Source organism: Chromohalobacter sp. 11-W (genome assembly GCF_029889905.1).
Taxonomy (GTDB): domain Bacteria; phylum Pseudomonadota; class Gammaproteobacteria; order Pseudomonadales; family Halomonadaceae; genus Chromohalobacter.
Map to the genome: position 1 here is coordinate 58,808 of NZ_JARANZ010000008.1, position 17,435 is coordinate 76,242.

The following is a 17,435-nucleotide window of genomic DNA, read 5'->3' on the forward strand; positions in this document are numbered from 1 at the left end:
GGTGTGGTGCACCTTTGTGGGGCTTTAAAGTGTCTCTGCACTTTAATGTGGCGCGCTTGGCGCCAAAGTGGTGCTGACCGGTGCGCAAAGATGGTCTATTTTTTCTCGGTGGATCATGCGTTTATCGAGGGCGCACTTAGATGGCTCAAAGGTTGGCATGCCTTCTGCATTGCAAAACGTAAAGTGCATACCCGTGGGCAGTTGCCGGCGGGCGTGCTACAAACGACGCTGAACACGCAAGCAAACGACCCGAGCCGTGGGCTCATAGTGGAGGAAATCATGTCCGAGAAGACCCTCGCCCTGATCGAAGAACACGATATCAAGTGGGTGGATCTGCGCTTTACCGATACCAAGGGCAAGGAGCAGCACGTCACGATTCCGGCCGGCGCCGTCGATGATGAGTTCTTCGAGGACGGCCAGATGTTCGATGGCTCCTCCATTGAAGGCTGGAAAGGTATCAACGAGTCCGACATGATCCTGCGCCCGGAAGATGGCAGCGGTTATCTCGACCCGTTCACCGAAGACGCTACCCTCGTGCTGCGTTGCGATATCATCGAGCCGGCCACCATGCAGGGCTATGAGCGTGACCCGCGCTCCATCGCCAAGCGCGCCGAGGCGTACCTGAAGTCCACCGGGCTGGGCGACACTGCCTTCTTCGGGCCGGAGCCGGAATTCTTCATTTTCGACGAAGTGCATTGGAACGCCGACATTCAGGGCGCGATGTACAAGATTACTTCCGAGGAAGGCGCCTGGGCGACCGACTCCACCAATGTGGAAGGCGGCAACCTGGGGCACCGTCCGCGCGTCAAGGGCGGTTATTTCCCGGTGCCGCCGGTGGATAGCTTCCACGACATCCGCAGTGCAATGTGCAACACCCTGGAAGCCATCGGCCAGTCGGTCGAGGTGCATCACCATGAGGTGGCCAACGCCGGCCAGAACGAGATCGGCGTCAAGTTCAACACCTTGGTCAAGAAGGCCGACGAAGTTCAGGAAATGAAGTACGTGATCCACAACGTGGCCCACGCGTACGGCAAGACCGCGACCTTCATGCCCAAGCCGCTGGTCGGTGACAACGGCTCCGGCATGCACGTGCACCAGTCTTTCTGGAAAGACGGCGCCAACATGTTCGCTGGCGACGAATACGCCGGGCTGTCCGAAACCGCGCTGTATTATATCGGCGGTGTCATCAAGCATGCGCGCGCCCTGAACGCCTTCACCAACGCTTCGACCAACTCCTACAAGCGCCTGGTGCCGGGCTTCGAAGCGCCGGTAATGCTCGCCTATAGCGCGCGTAACCGCAGTGCGTCGATCCGCATTCCGTATACCGCAAGCCCCAAGGGCAAGCGTGTCGAGTGCCGTTTCCCCGACCCGACCGCCAATCCGTACCTGGCATTCTCCGCGCTGCTGATGGCGGGTATCGACGGCATCAAGAACAAGATCCATCCTGGCGACGCGATGGACAAGAACCTCTATGACCTGCCGCCGGAAGAAGGCAAGGCGATCCCCACCGTGGCCGAGAGCCTCGACCAGGCGCTGGAAGCACTGGATGCCGATCGCGCTTTCTTGACCGAGGGCGAGGTGTTCACCGATAGCATGATCGACGCCTACCTCGAACTTAAGCAGGAAGAAGTCGACCGCCTGCGCATGGCGACGCACCCGATCGAGTTCGACATGTACTACAGCTGCTAATCGCGTACTACAGCTGCTGATCTCGCACGACAGCGACTGATCGCCGCTGACCGAGGCCCCGTCCGATGTGACGGGGCCTTTTACGTTATGGCGTGTGCCTGATGGAAGTGCGTCGCCCCTATGGCGCCGATACCTAGTGTGGTTGAGTAAACAAGGTGCGCTAGACTGAGCGTTCGGTACAGGCACGAGGAGAAAGGCATGCGCCAAGGGTGGGCCACCGCGACATGGTTGAAAGGCGCTGGGGCGTTGCTCGTAGCAGTTGTGATGGGTGTGTCGTCGGCGCAGGCGACACCGGTCTATCGCAGCGTCGATGCGCAAGGCAATGTGACCTTTTCCGATCGCCCGGTAGGAGAGAAGGTCGATGTCGGCACGGTGAACACGGTGCCTGGCCAGCCGCGCGAGACACGCAACCGCCAGGCGCCGCGGGACGCAGCGACCGAGGCGGAAGCGGATGCCGCGGCGTCATTCACCGCTTACGAGCGTCTTGCCATTGCGGCTCCCGGCAACGAGACGACCTTGCCCACCGGCGCGGCGGGCGATACCCAGGTGCGCGTGGCGATCACTCCCGAACTGCGCGAGACGGACAAGCTGCGCATTGTTCTCGATGGTGAGGCGAGCGCCCCGGCACGACATGCAACCACCTTCTCGGTCAGCGGGCTAGTGCGTGGGGAACACACCCTGCGCGTTGAAGTTATCGATGCCGAGGGCCGTGTGCGCCAACGTAGTGCCCCGATCACGCTGTATGTGCAACGTGCCAGCGTGTACTTGCCCGCCAATCCCAACAACCCCCGCAACACCGGTGGCAGCGGCAGCCAGTGAGCCGATTTGGCGCCTGGCGCTGTCTACCGTCCTCTTTTTGCACTATTTTGGTGCGTTACAGGCTCTTGTGCCGATGACTGCACTGCCCTATGCCGGGCGGTGTCAGACTGGCGCGCTTCTTGCACTGATAACGTACATGGACGATGGATAATGGACGGGTCATGCCAGAACCTCCTTTGCCACAATATTCGGCCGAACCACTGCATTCGGTCGAACCCAAGCGCTTGCTGGAACACCTGACGACGGCGGTGGTGCTGCTCGACGGCGCCCTGCATGTACGTTGGATGAATCCGGCCGCCGAGTCGTTGCTGGCGACCAGCCGGTTGCGTGTCATGGGCCAGCGACTGGAAAGCCTGGCGGGCGTCGAGGGCAGTGTCGAAGCGGTGTTGCTCAAGGCGCGTGACGAGTTGCATCCCTTCACTCAGCGCGAGGCATGCCTCGTGTTGCCGTCTGGCGATTCGGCGACGGTGGATTTTACCGTGACGCCGATGTCCGCGGATGAGCTTCTGATCGAGATCGAGCCGCGCGACCGGTTGTTGCGTATTTCTCGCGAGGAGGCGCTGATCGCGCGTCAGGAGACCATCAAGGTGCTTACCCGTGGACTGGCACACGAGGTCAAGAACCCGTTGGGCGGCATCCGTGGTGCGGCGCAGCTACTCGAGCGTGATCTGCCCGACCCGCAGCTCGCCGAGTTCACGCGGGTCATCGTCGAGGAGGCGGACCGCCTGCGCGATCTGGTCGATCGTATGCTGGGACCCAACAGCATGAGTCGCCACGAACCGCTCAACATCCACAAGGTGCTCGAGCGCGTGCGGACCTTGCTGGAGGCCGAGCATCCGCGCATCGAGTACGTGCGCGACTACGACCCCAGCCTGCCGGAGCTGGATGGCGACGAAGCGCAGCTGATTCAGGCGGTGCTCAATGTCGCCCGCAACGCCGTCCAGGCGATGGAAGAGCATGGCATCGACGGCCCGCGCTTGATCTTGCGCACCCGGGCTCGGCGGCAATTCACGCTGGGTGCCGAGCGCCATCGGTTGGTATGCGAGCTGGGCATTCTCGATAACGGCCCCGGCATTCCCGAGACGCTGCGCGAGACGTTGTTCTACCCCATGGTCTCGGGGCGGGCCGAGGGCAGTGGCCTGGGCCTTTCCATCGCGCAATCGATCCTGCATCAGCATCAGGGCCTGATCGAGTGCGACTCGGTGCCCGGGTGTACCGAATTCCGTTTGTTGATTCCGCTTGATAGCCATCATTGAGGCTCGGGAGACCCTATGACTGACGTCGCACGTATTGTGATCGTCGATGATGACCGCGCCATTCGCTGGGTGTTGGAGCGCGCGCTGGCTCAGCCGGATCTCGACGTACAGAGCTTCGAGCGTGCCGATACCGCGCTGGAACAGATCCTGCGGCAACCGCCCGATGTGCTGCTGACCGATATCCGTATGCCGGGGCTCGATGGGTTGGACCTGATGGCGCGGATTCGCGAAAGCCACCCGGATTTGCCGGTCATCGTAATGACCGCGCATTCCGACCTCGACAGCGCCGTGGCGTCGTATCAGGGCGGCGCCTTCGAGTACCTGCCCAAGCCGTTCGATGTCGATGAGGCGCTGGCGTTGGTGCGCCGTGGCGTGGCGCATGCCCGCGAGCGGCGTGCGCCAGCGGCGGTACCGGAAGGCCTGTCGGCGGAGATCATCGGTGAGGCGCCGGCGATGCAGGAGGTCTTCCGCGCCATCGGACGGCTTTCTCAATCGCATATCACGGTGATGATCAACGGCGAATCGGGCACCGGCAAGGAGCGTGTCGCCCAGGCGTTGCATCAACACAGCCCGCGTCGTGGCGGGCCCTTCATCGCGCTGAACATGGCGGCGATTCCCAAGGATCTCATGGAATCCGAACTCTTCGGCCATGAGAAGGGCGCTTTCACCGGGGCGACCTCGCAGCGTCGCGGGCGCTTCGAACAGTCCGATGGCGGCACGCTATTCCTCGACGAGATCGGCGACATGCCCGCCGAGACGCAGACGCGGCTGTTGCGCGTGCTGGCCGATGGCGAGTTCTACCGGGTCGGTGGTCATACGCCGGTCAAGGTCGACGTGCGCATCATCGCCGCGACCCACCAGCATCTGGAGCGCCTGGTCGAGGACGGGCGCTTCCGCGAGGATTTGTTTCATCGCCTCAACGTGATTCGTATCCATCTACCGCGTCTTTCCGAGCGGCGTGAGGACATTCCACGCCTGGCGCAGCACTTCCTGGCCGACGCCGCCAAGGAGCTTTCCACCGAGCCCAAGGTACTGACCCAGGAAGCCGAGCAGCACCTCACGCAGCTGCCGTGGCCGGGCAACGTGCGCCAGCTCGAAAACACCTGCCGCTGGCTGACGGTGATGGCATCGGGCCGTGAGGTGTTGGTCGAGGACCTGCCCCCGGAACTGCGCGATATCGAGGGCACCGAGAGTGCCGGCGGCGATTGGCGCGGCGCCTTTCGCGAATGGGCTGACCGTGCTCTGGCGGCGGGGCATACGCATCTGCTCGAGGAGGCGGTGCCGGATTTCGAGCGCATCCTCATCGAGACCGCGCTCAAGCACACTGGGGGGCGCAAGGGCGAGGCCGCCGAGCTGCTCGGCTGGGGCCGCAATACACTGACACGTAAGCTCAAGGTGCTGCTGCCGGCGCTGGCGGACGATTGAGCGCCGCGCGATTGGCTCGGGCTGTCGCCCGATCGTCATCGTATCGTCATCCACATGTCGCGGGATTGTCATCCATGGGAGCGAACAATGAGGAGGTCCACATTGTTCGCAACCAGGTGATAATTCATGCTTACGCAGACGCTTCCCCTGTCTCGTCCCGTTCTGGGGCTGACGCTGACCATTGCGGCGCTTGCCGCGGGCATTTCCACCGCCCAGGCCGATTTCCGGCTCAGCGATCGCTACACTGACAATGATGGCGATCTCGTCGCAGATATTCCCGAAGATGAAGCCCAGTGGCGCGATCCGGATACTCTGGTTTTCGCCTATACGCCGGTGGAGGATCCTGCCGTGTATGCGGATGTGTGGTCTGGCTTCCTGGATCATATGGAGGAGGTCATCGGCAAGAAGGTGAAGTTCTTCCCGGTGCAGTCCAACGCCGCTCAGATCGAAGCGATGCGCGCCGGACGCTTGCATGTCGCCGGCTTCAATACTGGCTCCAATCCGCTTGCGGTGGCCTGCGCGGGCTTTCGGCCCTTCGCCATGATGGCCGCCGATGATGGCTCCTTCGGCTACGAGATGGAGATCATCACCTATCCCGGCTCCGGCATCGACGAGGTCGAGGACATCAAGGGCAAGACCCTGACCCATACCTCAGAAACGTCCAATTCCGGCTACAAGGCGCCTACCGCGCTCATGGCCTCGGAGTTCGGCATGACCTCCGGCGAGGATTACGAGGTCGAGTTTTCCGGCAAGCACGACAATTCGATTCTCGGTGTCGCCAATCACGATTACGAGGTTGCCACCATCGCCAACTCGGTCAAGGATCGCATGATCGACCGTGGCGTGATCGACGCGGATCAGATCGAGGTCATCTACCAATCGGATACCTTCCCGACCACGGCGTACGGGGTGGCCCACGACCTCGCGCCCGAGCTACAGGAGGCGATCAAGGAAGCCTTCTTCGACTTCGACTGGGAGGGCTCCGCACTGGCCGAGGAATTCGGCAAGAACGGCGAATCTCAATTCATCCCTATCACCTTCAAGAAAGAATGGTCGGTGATCCGGCAGATCGACGCGGCAAACGACGTGCAGTACCAGTGTTCGTGAGCCGTCGGGTGGCGGGCGGCGTCTTGCATGTCGTCGTCTGCCGCCATGGTGCTGGGAGGGTGACATGCTAGAACTCCAGCAACTTTCCAAGACGTATGCCACCGGTGACACGGCGCTGCGGGATGTCTCTTTCGTCGTGCCGCGCGGTCAGGTGATGGGCTTGATCGGGCCTTCAGGCGCCGGCAAGTCGACGCTGATTCGCTGCATCAATCGCCTGGTCGATCCCAGTGCGGGCCGTATCCTGCTCGGCGATACCGATCTCGCTCAGGTTGGGCGCAGTGAATTACGTCGCCAACGGCGGCGCATTGGCATGATCTTTCAGGAATACGCCTTGGTCGAGCGCCTCACCGTCATGGAAAACGTGCTCTCCGGACGCCTGGGTTATGTACCGTTCTGGCGCAGCTTCACGCGGCGTTTTCCAGGGCACGATATCGAGAATGCCTATCGTCTGCTGGATCGCGTGGGATTACTTGAACAGGCCGACAAGCGTGCCGATGCCTTGTCGGGCGGACAGCGCCAGCGGGTGGGCATCGCCCGAGCCCTGGCGCAGGAGCCGGCGTTGCTGCTGGTCGATGAGCCGACCGCGAGCCTGGATCCCAAGACGAGCCGCCAAATCATGCGCTTGATCATCGAGATCTGCGACGAGCGTGAATTGCCGGCCATCGTCAATATTCACGATGTGCCGCTGGCGCAGCAATTCATGCATCGCCTGATCGGCTTGCGCGCGGGCGAGGTGGTCTTCGACGGCACGCCGGCGGCGCTCGATGAAGCGGTACTGGGCGATATCTACGGTGCCGAGGACTGGACGGCGATGCGCCGTGAGCACGAAGAAGACCAGGCGGCCGAGGCGGACGCCACGCGGCGTGTGGCGGAGGTCGCACGATGAGCCTCGAGACGACCTATCCGACGCGCTGGCGGCGCCCGCCGCGGATGTTGCGCGACCGGCGCTGGCGATTCGTCGTACAGGGCGCGGTGCTCGCTTATCTAGTGCTGGCGATGGGCTCGTTGGACATCGAGTGGTCGCGGGTGGTGGAAGGCCTGGCACGCGGGCAGCGCTTCGTGGAGGGCTTCTTGCAGCCCGACTTTACCAGCCGCTGGAGCGATATCCGTCAAGGGCTGATCGAAAGCCTGACCATGACGCTTACCGCGACGGTGGTGGGGGTCTTGATCTCGGTCCCCATCGGTATCGGCGGGGCGCGTAACCTGGTGCCGGCGCCGGTATATGGGATATGTCGCACGATCATTGCCGTCAGCCGCTCGCTGCAGGAGATCATTATCGCGATCTTCCTGGTGGCGATGTTCGGTTTCGGCCCGCTAGCGGGTTTCATGACATTGTCGTTCGCCTCGATCGGCTTCATCGCCAAGCTTCTCGCCGAAGATATCGAAGAATGCGATGTGCACCAGATCGAAGCGGTGCGTGCGGCGGGAGCATCATGGTGGCAGGTGCTGCACTATGCCATCCAGCCGCAAGTCATGCCGCGCCTGATTGGCCTGTCGATGTACCGATTGGACATCAACTTCCGCGAAAGCGCGGTGATCGGCATCGTCGGTGCCGGCGGCATCGGTGCCACGCTCAATACCGCCATCGACCGTTACGAATACGACAGTGCCGGCGCCATCCTGCTGATCGTTATTGTCATCGTCATGCTATCCGAGTATGGCTCCAGCTATTTGAGAAGATTCCTGCAATGAAGCCGACCCTCGTGACCCCCGACGCACCGGCTGCCTACGCTGATGTGTGGACCTTTCGCACGCCACGGACGCGGCTCGCTTTGTGGTGCGGGTGGCTGGCGCTGGTCGCGCTGTTCGTCTACTGCTGGCAGGTCATGAACGCCGATACGATGTGGGTATTCGTGGCCGATGCGCCGACCCAAGCCGTCGATATCGGTTCACGTATGTGGCCACCGAGTTTGAGTTATCTGCCCGAGCTGATGAAGCCGCTGTGGGATACGCTCAATATCGCCACCCTGGGCACGCTGGGCGGAGTGCTCATGGCGGTGCCGGTCGCCTTTCTCGCGGCGCGCAATACCACGCCATCCTCGATCTTGATCAGGCCGCTGGCGTTGTGGGTGATCGTCGCGTCGCGCTCGATCAATTCACTGATCTGGGCCTTGCTGCTGGTGGCTATCATCGGGCCGGGGCTGCTCGCCGGCGTGGTGGCGATTGCGCTGCGTTCCATCGGCTTCGTCGGCAAGTTGCTCTACGAGGCCATCGAGGAAACCGATATCCGCCAGGTCGAGGCGGTCAGCGCCACGGGTGCGAGTTCCATGCAGCAGCTCAACTACGCCATCGTGCCGCAGATACTGCCGGCGTTCTGGGGGATCACCATGTTTCGCTGGGACATCAACATCCGCGAGAGCACCATTCTGGGGCTAGTCGGCGCTGGCGGCATCGGCCTCAAGTTGCAGTCGTCGATCAATGTGCTGGCCTGGCCGCAAGTAGCGACGATCCTGCTGCTCATCCTGGCCACGGTGATCGTCAGCGAGTGGGTCTCGGCGCGGGTGCGCCATGCCATTCTGTGATCTTTACGCCGTCGACACGCGCCATGCCCCGTGCATCTTGCCGAGCGGCGTAATATCCTTCTCCTCCTAACGTCTAATCCGATATGCTTTCCCGCCTGGTCTGACAGGTGACGCGTCAGCGGGAAGCATGTCTCATGCGCCAGCCACGCTGGCCGTGTTCAATCCGACCGCCGTCGTCCGCGCGGGCCTTTCGCCCGCGCGCCGCACGGCCGTCGCGTGACAATAGGAGTCCCGAGTGGCAACCCCCTCGCAACACGATCTACGTAATGACTTTCGCGCCTTGCTGGCGTCCGATCAGTGCTTTTTCACCGCCTCGGTATTCGATCCCATGTCGGCACGCATTGCCGCGGACCTGGGCTTCGAAGTGGGCATTCTTGGGGGCTCGGTAGCCTCGCTGCAGGTGCTGGCGGCGCCGGATTTCGCCTTGATCACCTTGAGCGAGTTCGTTGAGCAGGCGACCCGCATCGGCCGCGTGACGCGGCTACCGGTGATCGCCGACGCCGATCACGGCTATGGCAACGCGCTCAACGTCATGCGTACCATCACCGAGCTCGAGCGGGCCGGGGTAGCAGCGTTGACCATCGAGGACACCTTGCTGCCGGCGCAGTATGGGCACAAGTCCACCGATCTCATCCCGCTCGACGAGGGCGTAGGCAAGATGCGTGCGGCGCTGGAGGCACGCATCGACCCGGCGATGGCGATCATCGCGCGCACCAATGCCGGTCAGCTCGACGATGATGCCGCCGTCGAGCGTGTGTGTGCCTATCAGGCGGCGGGCGTGGATGCCATCTGCCTGGTGGGCGTGCGTGACTTCGATCATCTTGCGCGTCTGGCTGCACCGCTGGATATCCCGCTGATGCTGGTCACCTACGGCAACCCCGAACTGCGTGATCGCGAACGTCTGGCTGCGCTCGGCGTGCGCGTGGTGGTCAACGGCCATGCGGCTTATTTCGCCGCGATCAAGGCGACTTACGACTGCCTGCGTGAGCAGCGCGACATCGCCGCCAGCGAATTGAGCGCGTCGCAGTTGTCCACGCGTTACTCTACGCTGGACGAGTATCGTGCCTGGGCGCGCGATTATATGGATGTGAAAGAGTAGGCCTCGACAACCGGAGAGTGCGATGACCGCCATGCAATGGGAGCGCTTGCTCGACCCGATGCGTCTCAACGACAAGCACGGGGGCTCGCGCGAGGAGATCGGGCGCAGTCCGTTCCACAAGGACCACGACCGTATCGTCTTCGCCGGCTCGTTCCGGCGCTTGGGGCGCAAGACCCAGGTACACCCGCTGACCGACAACGATCATATCCACACCCGCTTGACGCATTCGTTGGAGGTGGGCTGCGTAGGTCGTTCTTTGGGCATGATCGTCGGCGAGCAGTTGCGCGAGCGGCTACCGGAATGGATTACGCCCGCTGATTTGGGGGTCATCGTGCAGGCGGCCTGCCTGGGGCATGATATCGGCAATCCGCCGTTCGGGCATGCCGGTGAATATGCCATTCGCGACTGGTTCAAGCGCGCCGAGGCGGAGGGCAGCGGGTTGCTGGCCGAGCTTTCGCCGGCCGAGCGAGAAGATCTGCTGACCTACGAGGGCAACGCCCAAGGGTTTCGCATCGTCACTCAGATCGAGTACAACCAGTTCAACGGTGGCATGCGCCTGACTGCCGCCACGCTGGGCACGATGCTCAAGTATCCGTGGACGGTGGAACGCGCCTCGCGGGCCGGCAAGTTCGGTTGTTACCAGTCGGAACGCGAGCAATTGGGCGAGGTTGCCGAGCGTCTAGGCTTGTTGCCGCGTGGCGAAACCGCCTGGTGTCGGCACCCGCTGGCCTATCTCGTCGAGGCCGCCGACGATATCTGCTATGCGCTGCTGGATCTCGAGGACGGCCTGGAAATGGGCATCCTGCGCTACGACGAAGTCGCCGAGGTGCTCATTCAGATCGCCGGAGGGACGCCGTCGGGCTATGACGATATGCGTGCCCGGGGCGTGTCCCAGCGTCGACGTATTGCGGCTTTGCGCGGCGCGGCGATGGAACGTGCGGTGAACGATGTCGCGGCAGTATTCGTGCAACATGAGAGTGCGCTGCTGAACGGCACCCTGAATGGCGACCTGCTCGAGCTGTGTCATCCCGATCTGGGCTGGGGAGTAGGCACGGCCAAGCAGATCGCCCGCGAGCGAATTTTCCAGAACGAACGCAAGGCCAAGCTGGAGATCGGTGCCTACACGACGCTGGGCATTCTCCTCGAAGCCTTCATCGGCGCGGCGTATGAGCTTCACCACAGCGGCGAGTCTTCCTTCAAGCACCAGCGCGTGCTGGCGTTGATCGGGGAGAACACGCCCAAGCCGTCGTGGTCGCTCTATGCCAGCTATCGGCGCATGCTCGATTTCATCGGCGGCATGACCGACCACTACGCTGTCGACCTGGCCCAAGAGATGGGCGGCCGACTGCGCGGCGAGTGACGCGCTCGCCACTCGCCATGCGTTGCGGGTTTACGGTGAGACGCTGCGCAGGCGCTCGGCCAGCCAGGCGCGGGTGCCGCTGTGGCCTTCGCGCTCGGCGCGTTCGGCCAACTGCATGGCCAGCTCGATGTCATCGGCCTTGAGGGCAGCGTTGATCATCCGCCGGTAATCGAAATCGGGCGCGGAGGCGTTGTCGCTTGATACGGATGCCTGTTCGTCGCGCACATTCGCGGTGCGGGTCTCCGTCACACTATCGGCATGCGAGCGCGTGCCGAGAATCGGTGTCAGCAGGCCGCCACCAGTCTCGCGTGATTCGCTTTCCAGGGTGACGTTGCCGGTGGCGGTGTGCTCGGCGATGGGATCGGGCCCCGGGGGAAGCGCGAGGCCGCGCACACGGGCATAGACTTTCTCCGCGCTTTCATACTGCGTCGTGCCCTGGCGCGCGGCCTCGTTGCTGTAGACCACCATGTAGGCGGCATCGGGGCCGGGGGTGATGTCGAAGGTGGCGCCCAAACGCGCCCCGGCGAAACCATTGGGACTGAGGTAGTCGAATTTATCGCTGGCGACGCGCTGCGTGGGCTGAAAATCCTCATCGAGGATCAGCACCGTGGGGGCGAAGACCTGATCGTTGGCGATGGTACTGGTGAGTTTGAACGTCAGCGGCCCGCGCGTGCGCGGTAACTCGAACGCCTGGAAGTAGCTGGCCCCGTCCTCGAAGCGGTGCATCGGGGCTTGTGTGTCGAGCGTTAATGAGTGTGACTCGCCGACCGCCAAGGACCGATAAGGCAAGGCGGCAAGCGTGTCGCAGCAGTCCGCGGCGCGATTGAGCGCTTGTTGGCTTTGCTTGGCCGGCGCCACGGAGGTGGCGTCGTGGGGGACCAGCGAGGCACAGCCCGCCAGGCTGGTCAGGGCCAGTCCCGAGAGCAGGGCGACGAGGGGGCGTTGTGGCATGCGATGAACTCCCGAATGCAAAAGTGGCCCCGACGCTCACGCGGCGGGGCCCGAAGGATCGATACAGCTAACTAGTGTGTCGGCGGTCGCTTTGGTGACCGCCGAGCGATCAACTGCCCCACCAGACCTCCATCTGGGCGCCGAAGGTCAGACCGTCGGTGTCGTTGAAATCGACGTTGTTGGGGCCTGAGCCAGTGTCCAGCGAATTCGCTACGCCGGCTTCTTCGTAGGCATCACCATTCCACTTGGCGTAGGTAGCGAACAGGCGGATGGTGGGACGAATCATGGCGCCGCGTCCGGCGGACCATTGTTGGGCGAGGGTCAGCTTGGTGACGTGGTGGTCTTCGCCATTGTAGCTGCTGACGCCGCTTTGCGGCTCGATATGATCGTAGCCGAGCTCCACCGCCGTGCTCATGATGTCGTTCCAGTAGTACACCGGGCGTACGCCCGCCGAGAACCACTTACGGCCGGAGTCGTCGTCCATGTTCTTGTCTTCGTAGATGGCGGCGTAGAGCAGGTCGAGCTTGTCCTGCACCAGCCAGACATGGCCGTGATCGAGTACGCGCCACATGTCACCGTCCTGGCTGACCAAGCCACCCGCTGGTCGGCCCACGGCATTGCCGTTACTGGTGATGATGCCATCGGTGGCGTACTGTAGCGCGACGGTGTTGGAACCGCCGAACCAGTTCGACTGGGTGTGCTCGATGGTGCCCATCCACCCCTTGTCGCCGTCTTCGTAGTCGATATTGTTATTGTCGTAGTAATTCTCAAGCCACTCTGGGGTTGAGGCACGGCCATAGTCGACACCCAACTGCAGCGAACCGCCGGGATTGGTGGCAATGTCGGTCATACGTATGTCGACGGTGTCATCGGAAAGACGCTGGCCCTGGTCGGGAAAGTTGTCGTTGTCCGAGCCCGAGCTTCTCACCCAGGCAAGGCTGAGGTTGCCGACGCCCAAGTCGATGTCCGAGATCCCTACGCCCGGACCGGAGACATCCCAGTAGTAGAAGTCGTTCATGTGGATGTCGTGGCGCTTGTAGAAGCGCTTACCGGCCCACAGCGTAGAGCCGTCGGGTAGACCGCTGACGGCGTTGGTGCCGGTCACGTACATTTCGCGCAGGGCGATATCGTTGTCGGCATCCTGCAGTGATTCGGAGTCGTTGTCCTGCGCGGTGACGTAGGCGACGCGGCTGGCGAAGTCGAAGCTCGTGCCTTGCTGGTCGAAGAGATTGGCGCCCAGGCCCAGCTCGGCGTAGGTTTCACATTCGTTGCCGAGACGGTACTTGGCCGGTGCCCCTGCCGCCTTGAAGCAGGTCTGGCTGCCGCCGCCGGCAGTGGAGCCGATGCCCGAACGTGCGTACCCGAAAAAATTGGGATTGATATCGGCATGGGCCAGGGCCGGCATGACGCAGGAAGCGCCGATCAGGGCCGCGAGTAGCGGTCGGCGTGTGAACTGGCGTGAGTCTCTCATGAGATGTCCCTTGTGATGTTATTGGTCATGGTGACGTTGAATCGTTTCATGGCGTGTAAAACGCGATGCTTCGTGCGCGTCGCTCAGCGAGCCGTGAGACCCGGCGCTGAGATCGCTGCGCAGGGGGGATTGCTACCTCCTGAACGGTGAGTGGACGAGATGAGCGTTTTCTGGCCCGCGTGAAGCGGTAGCGCAGTGGCGTGTCGACAGCGTCGGCATGAGGATTCCTTTGTTGTTGTTCTCGAAGCGTCGTTATTTTCTAGGTGCGATGACCGAATGATGTTTTCGTCATGTACGACATTATTAGCACGGTGTCGTAAGTTTTCATTTTGACTATGGTATAAACGCCACTAAAGTTTAATCTCTAAACTTACTGGGATGATGTGGCAGCACTTTTCCGCTTAAATTGCAGATTTTTGCGCGTTTTATATAGAAGTCCAAGTTACTTAGTTTTTTGTATTTATTACTGCGATGAAATATTACGCAAAAAGCGTTTGCTTGCCTTCTTGCCGAAGATGCATATGACCTGGAAATACCGCGAATCGGACTTTCCGGCAGCGCCCTCGAAAGCCTGCTAATTTAGACAGTCAGGTGGGAACATGGGGACGGGGATGTGAGCGAGTTTACCTGGCTGGATAGCGTCGTCTTGGTGGTGTACATCCTGCTCGTGGCGCTGATCGGTGCGCGCTTCGGGCGCTCTCAGGCGAGTACCCAGGATTATTTCCTTGGCGGGCGCCGCATTCCCAGTTGGGCGATCGGGTTGTCGGTGATGGCCACCCAGGCCAGCGCGATCACTTTCATCGGCGCGCCAGGATGGGGCTTCGACGGTGGCCTGGAGCGCCTGGTGACGTTCATCAACGTACCGCTAGCGATGGCGGTGCTGATCGTGTTGCTCGTGCCGGTTTTCCATCGCGCGGGCATCTACAGCATCTACGAGCTGCTCGAGCGGCGCTTCGGTCCGGCTACACGCAGTGTCAGTGCCGGTTTGTTTTTAATCGCGCGAGGGTTGGCCACTGGGGTGGTGCTTTATGCGCCGGCGCTGGTGCTCTCGGTAGTGACCGGATGGAGCGTCAATCTGACCATCGTGGTGATGGCGGTGCTGGCGGTGAGCTACACGGTGCTGGGTGGCATCAGTGCTGTTATCTGGACCGATGTGATCCAGATGTTCGTGCTCTGGCTCGGCGCCTTGGTCAGCATGGGTTTGATGGTAGCTAGCCTGCCCGGGGGCTGGAGCGATGTCTTCGCCTTCGGCGCGTCGCACGGTATGTTCAATACCCTCGATCTTTCGCTCGACCCCAGTGTCACCTACTCGCTGTGGGCGGGGCTTTTCGGGGGCATCTTCCTGCATATCGCCTATTTCGGCACCGATCAAAGCCAGATTCAGCGGGTATTGACCAGCCCCGATGTTCCGCAAGGCCAGCGTTCGCTGTTGATTGGCGGCTATCTGCTGGTGCCACAGATGCTGCTGTTTCTGTTCATCGGGGTGATGTTGGCGACCTACTACGACCAGCATGGCCTCACCGCGCCCGAGAACCTCAACGAGTTGTTTCCGCGCTATGTGGTCAGCGCCTTTCCATCCGGCCTGGCTGGCTTAGTGATGGCGGGCGTCTTCGCCGCGGCGATGTCGAGTCTCGACTCGGCTCTCAATTCGCTCTCGGCGGTCAGCGTGCGTGATTTCTATACGCGCTATGTCAAACCCGAGGCTAGCGAGGCTCATTATCTCAAGGCGTCGCGTTGGGCAACGGTCTTCTGGGGACTCTATGCGACGGTCTTCGCTTTCTTCGCGGGCAACCTGGGGCCGGTGATCGAAGCAGTCAATCGCATCGGGTCGTGGTTTTACGGCGCCTTGCTGGGGACTTTCCTGCTGGCCATACTCAGCCGTCGCACCAACGCCCGAGGCGCGTTGAGCGGGCTGCTGTTGGGGATGTTCGCCGTGTGGGGCGTCGAAAGTCTCGGCGATATCTCATGGCTCTATAACAACCTCGTTGGCGTGATGGTCTCGCTCGGCGTGGGGTATCTCGTCAGCTTGACGGCGCCTGCGCCGAGTGCCGCGCAACTCAGCGATGTGGTTATCGAGGAAACCGCGCCGGACATGCAGGCAATGCTGTCGACACGGGCCGGTAATGCGCGGCCGGTCACCGCAGAGGCGCGCGTGACACGTCGTCGCTGCCTGGGATTGGTGGCCTGGTTCTGCGTACTGCTGGCGGGGTTGGTGCTATTGCAGGTATGGGCCAATGCATGAGGCGCACTCTGCACCACTAAGCTTGCCATGGCGTCTCGATGAGGACATGGCCATGCCCCGCTTGCGGCGCCTGGGGGCAGAGACCTTCGAAGCGGCCAAGCTCATGCTGTGGGCGCATGGCCTGGGGCGCGATGCGCGCGATAACCCCGCTGGATGGCTGCTGTGTCATCCGCAGGCGCGGCGAGCGCTGCTCTGGCCGCAGTCGCTCTCGCAGGCGCACGAAGCTGATGTACCGACTGCGTCGTTGCGGTTGGCTGCGGCGTCTCCACCCTCGTCGGAGGCGGTGATGCGGTTATGGTTCTGGGAACGTATGGTGGCAAGACGGCACTGGCGCGTGGCGCTACGCGAGGTGCCGCCGCGAGCGGTGCTCCTGCCCGTGTGGTTGGGGTATGTCGGGCGCAGGGCCAAGGCCGGAGGCCGCCATCGTCTGGTGGTGCTCAGTGGGCTGTCCGGCGAGCCGTTGCCCGTGCTCAAGAGTGCGGTGCTGTGGGAGCTGGGACAGTTGGCCGATGCGCGCGAAAACGACGCCTCGGCATGAGGCGTTCAAGAGGTGGTTGTAGGGTCTCGAGAGGATGTGCCGCGAGGTTCGGCGTACTTCACCCGCTGATCGAGTGCCTGCACAACGCGCTGGTGCTGGTCGTCGTTCATGGGCTTGAGCGGGGTGCCATCGAGCAGGGCGGCGAGTCCTTCGCCGTTGACGACCATCAGCCCGTTGGGGGCTTTCTCGATCTCTATCTCCCAGCCGGGTAGGACCAGCACACCTTGCACGGCGATGTCGCCCAGGGAGTGGCGCGTCAGCCATTGGCGGCACCAGCTCGCGGCCATCCGTGTGTGCGCCAGGGACTGACGTTCGCGCCAGCCGGGAAAGCGCAGGCGTTGCCCGGCCACTACCACCTGGGTGCGGGCCTCGCCCATGATATCCAACGGCGGAGTGCGGGCACTGACCTCGACCACGAAGACGCCATGTGGGGTGACCACGACATGGTCGATGGCAAAGCTGTCGGTGGGCACATCGTGGAACACGAAGTAGGGGTGCGCCTCCGGACGGATCAGGCGCTCCAGTTCTTGGCCCACGGCCAGCTCGCAGGCCAGGCCCAGCTTGAGGCGGCGAATGCGCTGCACGTCGCGAATCAAGCGAAAACATAGGACCAACGCCAGCAAGGTGGTCAAAAGCCCGTAAAGCGCCCATTCCAGCCAACTGTGACGGTTGGCGAACAGCATGCGTCCCATGCCATAGACCAGCGGCGCCAGGGTGATGATGGGTCCCAGTGCGCCATCCAGGAAGAGCGCGGCATAAGCGCGGTCGAGTCGGTCGCGTAGCGACTGAGCGGACTCGCGCAGTGTGCGCCCGTCATACGGCGATACGAGCGCCCCGTCTTCCAGGTGGCGTAGTGCCAGCACCACGAGCGCGGTGGCGCCGAGTGGGGCGAGAAAAATGATCGGCAGTACGTATTCCAGCCAAGCCATCACGGTCATCCTGGTCGAGAACGTGTT

The 17,435-nt window shown here is 62.4% G+C and carries 15 protein-coding genes; 12 read left to right on the plus strand and 3 right to left on the minus strand.

From position 1 onward, the window contains the following. The first annotated feature begins 279 nt into the window (after positions 1-279). The 10 genes from glnA (at position 280) to OP494_RS12390 (ending at position 11,277) form a co-directional block, all read left to right on the plus strand. On the plus strand, positions 280-1,689 hold the full coding sequence (gene glnA, locus OP494_RS12345; RefSeq protein WP_280541147.1) for a glutamate--ammonia ligase: 1,410 nt from the start codon (positions 280-282) through the stop codon (positions 1,687-1,689). Between the two features lie 198 nt (positions 1,690-1,887). Next, on the plus strand, positions 1,888-2,508 hold the full coding sequence (locus tag OP494_RS12350) for a DUF4124 domain-containing protein (protein WP_280541148.1): 621 nt from the start codon (positions 1,888-1,890) through the stop codon (positions 2,506-2,508). A gap of 161 nt (positions 2,509-2,669) precedes the next feature. Beyond that, a complete protein-coding gene (glnL, locus tag OP494_RS12355; protein ID WP_280541149.1) occupies positions 2,670-3,764 on the plus strand; it encodes a nitrogen regulation protein NR(II) in 1,095 nt (364 codons plus the stop codon). A gap of 15 nt (positions 3,765-3,779) precedes the next feature. Then, entirely contained in the window at positions 3,780-5,189 is a 1,410-nt protein-coding gene (ntrC, locus tag OP494_RS12360) for a nitrogen regulation protein NR(I) (protein ID WP_280541150.1), read from the plus strand. A gap of 126 nt (positions 5,190-5,315) precedes the next feature. Further along, positions 5,316-6,296 (plus strand): phosphate/phosphite/phosphonate ABC transporter substrate-binding protein, encoded by a 981-nt coding sequence (phnD, locus tag OP494_RS12365; RefSeq protein ID WP_280541152.1) that lies wholly within the window; start codon positions 5,316-5,318, stop codon positions 6,294-6,296. Positions 6,297-6,360: 64 nt separating this feature from the next. Next, the gene (gene phnC / locus OP494_RS12370) at positions 6,361-7,182 is read left to right on the plus strand and encodes a phosphonate ABC transporter ATP-binding protein (protein WP_280541153.1); all 822 of its coding nucleotides are present in this window, start codon (positions 6,361-6,363) and stop codon (positions 7,180-7,182) included. Next, positions 7,179-7,988, plus strand: a complete 810-nt coding sequence (phnE, locus tag OP494_RS12375; RefSeq protein ID WP_280541154.1) for a phosphonate ABC transporter, permease protein PhnE — start codon at positions 7,179-7,181, stop codon at positions 7,986-7,988. The genes phnC and phnE (OP494_RS12375) overlap by 4 nt, the downstream gene beginning before the upstream one ends. Further along, positions 7,985-8,818, plus strand: a complete 834-nt coding sequence (phnE, locus tag OP494_RS12380) for a phosphonate ABC transporter, permease protein PhnE (protein ID WP_280541158.1) — start codon at positions 7,985-7,987, stop codon at positions 8,816-8,818. The genes phnE (OP494_RS12375) and phnE (OP494_RS12380) overlap by 4 nt, the downstream gene beginning before the upstream one ends. A 235-nt stretch (positions 8,819-9,053) precedes the next feature. After that, positions 9,054-9,917, plus strand: a complete 864-nt coding sequence (locus OP494_RS12385; protein ID WP_178998325.1) for an oxaloacetate decarboxylase — start codon at positions 9,054-9,056, stop codon at positions 9,915-9,917. A 22-nt stretch (positions 9,918-9,939) separates the two neighbouring features. Next, positions 9,940-11,277, plus strand: coding sequence for a deoxyguanosinetriphosphate triphosphohydrolase (locus OP494_RS12390; protein WP_280541161.1), 1,338 nt, complete (start codon positions 9,940-9,942; stop codon positions 11,275-11,277). A 30-nt stretch (positions 11,278-11,307) separates the two neighbouring features. Here OP494_RS12390 and OP494_RS12395 read toward each other — a convergent pair whose 3' ends face one another. After that, a complete protein-coding gene (locus tag OP494_RS12395; RefSeq protein WP_280541163.1) occupies positions 11,308-12,228 on the minus strand; it encodes a MalM family protein in 921 nt (306 codons plus the stop codon). Positions 12,229-12,337: 109 nt separating this feature from the next. Continuing rightward, complete coding sequence (locus OP494_RS12400) at positions 12,338-13,699, minus strand: maltoporin (RefSeq protein ID WP_277811382.1); 1,362 nt, start codon at positions 13,697-13,699, stop codon at positions 12,338-12,340. Between the two features lie 613 nt (positions 13,700-14,312). Here OP494_RS12400 and OP494_RS12405 point away from each other — a divergent pair. Both OP494_RS12405 and OP494_RS12410 read left to right on the plus strand, forming a co-directional pair. Continuing rightward, on the plus strand, positions 14,313-15,941 hold the full coding sequence (locus tag OP494_RS12405; RefSeq protein WP_280541167.1) for a sodium:solute symporter: 1,629 nt from the start codon (positions 14,313-14,315) through the stop codon (positions 15,939-15,941). Positions 15,942-15,993: 52 nt separating this feature from the next. Next, positions 15,994-16,479 carry a hypothetical protein gene (locus tag OP494_RS12410; RefSeq protein ID WP_280541168.1) on the plus strand — a complete coding sequence of 162 codons (486 nt, stop codon included), beginning with the start codon at positions 15,994-15,996 and terminating at the stop codon, positions 16,477-16,479. A 5-nt stretch (positions 16,480-16,484) separates the two neighbouring features. Here the strand turns inward: OP494_RS12410 and OP494_RS12415 are convergent, their stop codons facing one another. Beyond that, on the minus strand, positions 16,485-17,408 hold the full coding sequence (locus OP494_RS12415; RefSeq protein ID WP_280541170.1) for a nuclease-related domain-containing protein: 924 nt from the start codon (positions 17,406-17,408) through the stop codon (positions 16,485-16,487). Between the last annotated feature and the right edge of the window lie 27 nt (positions 17,409-17,435).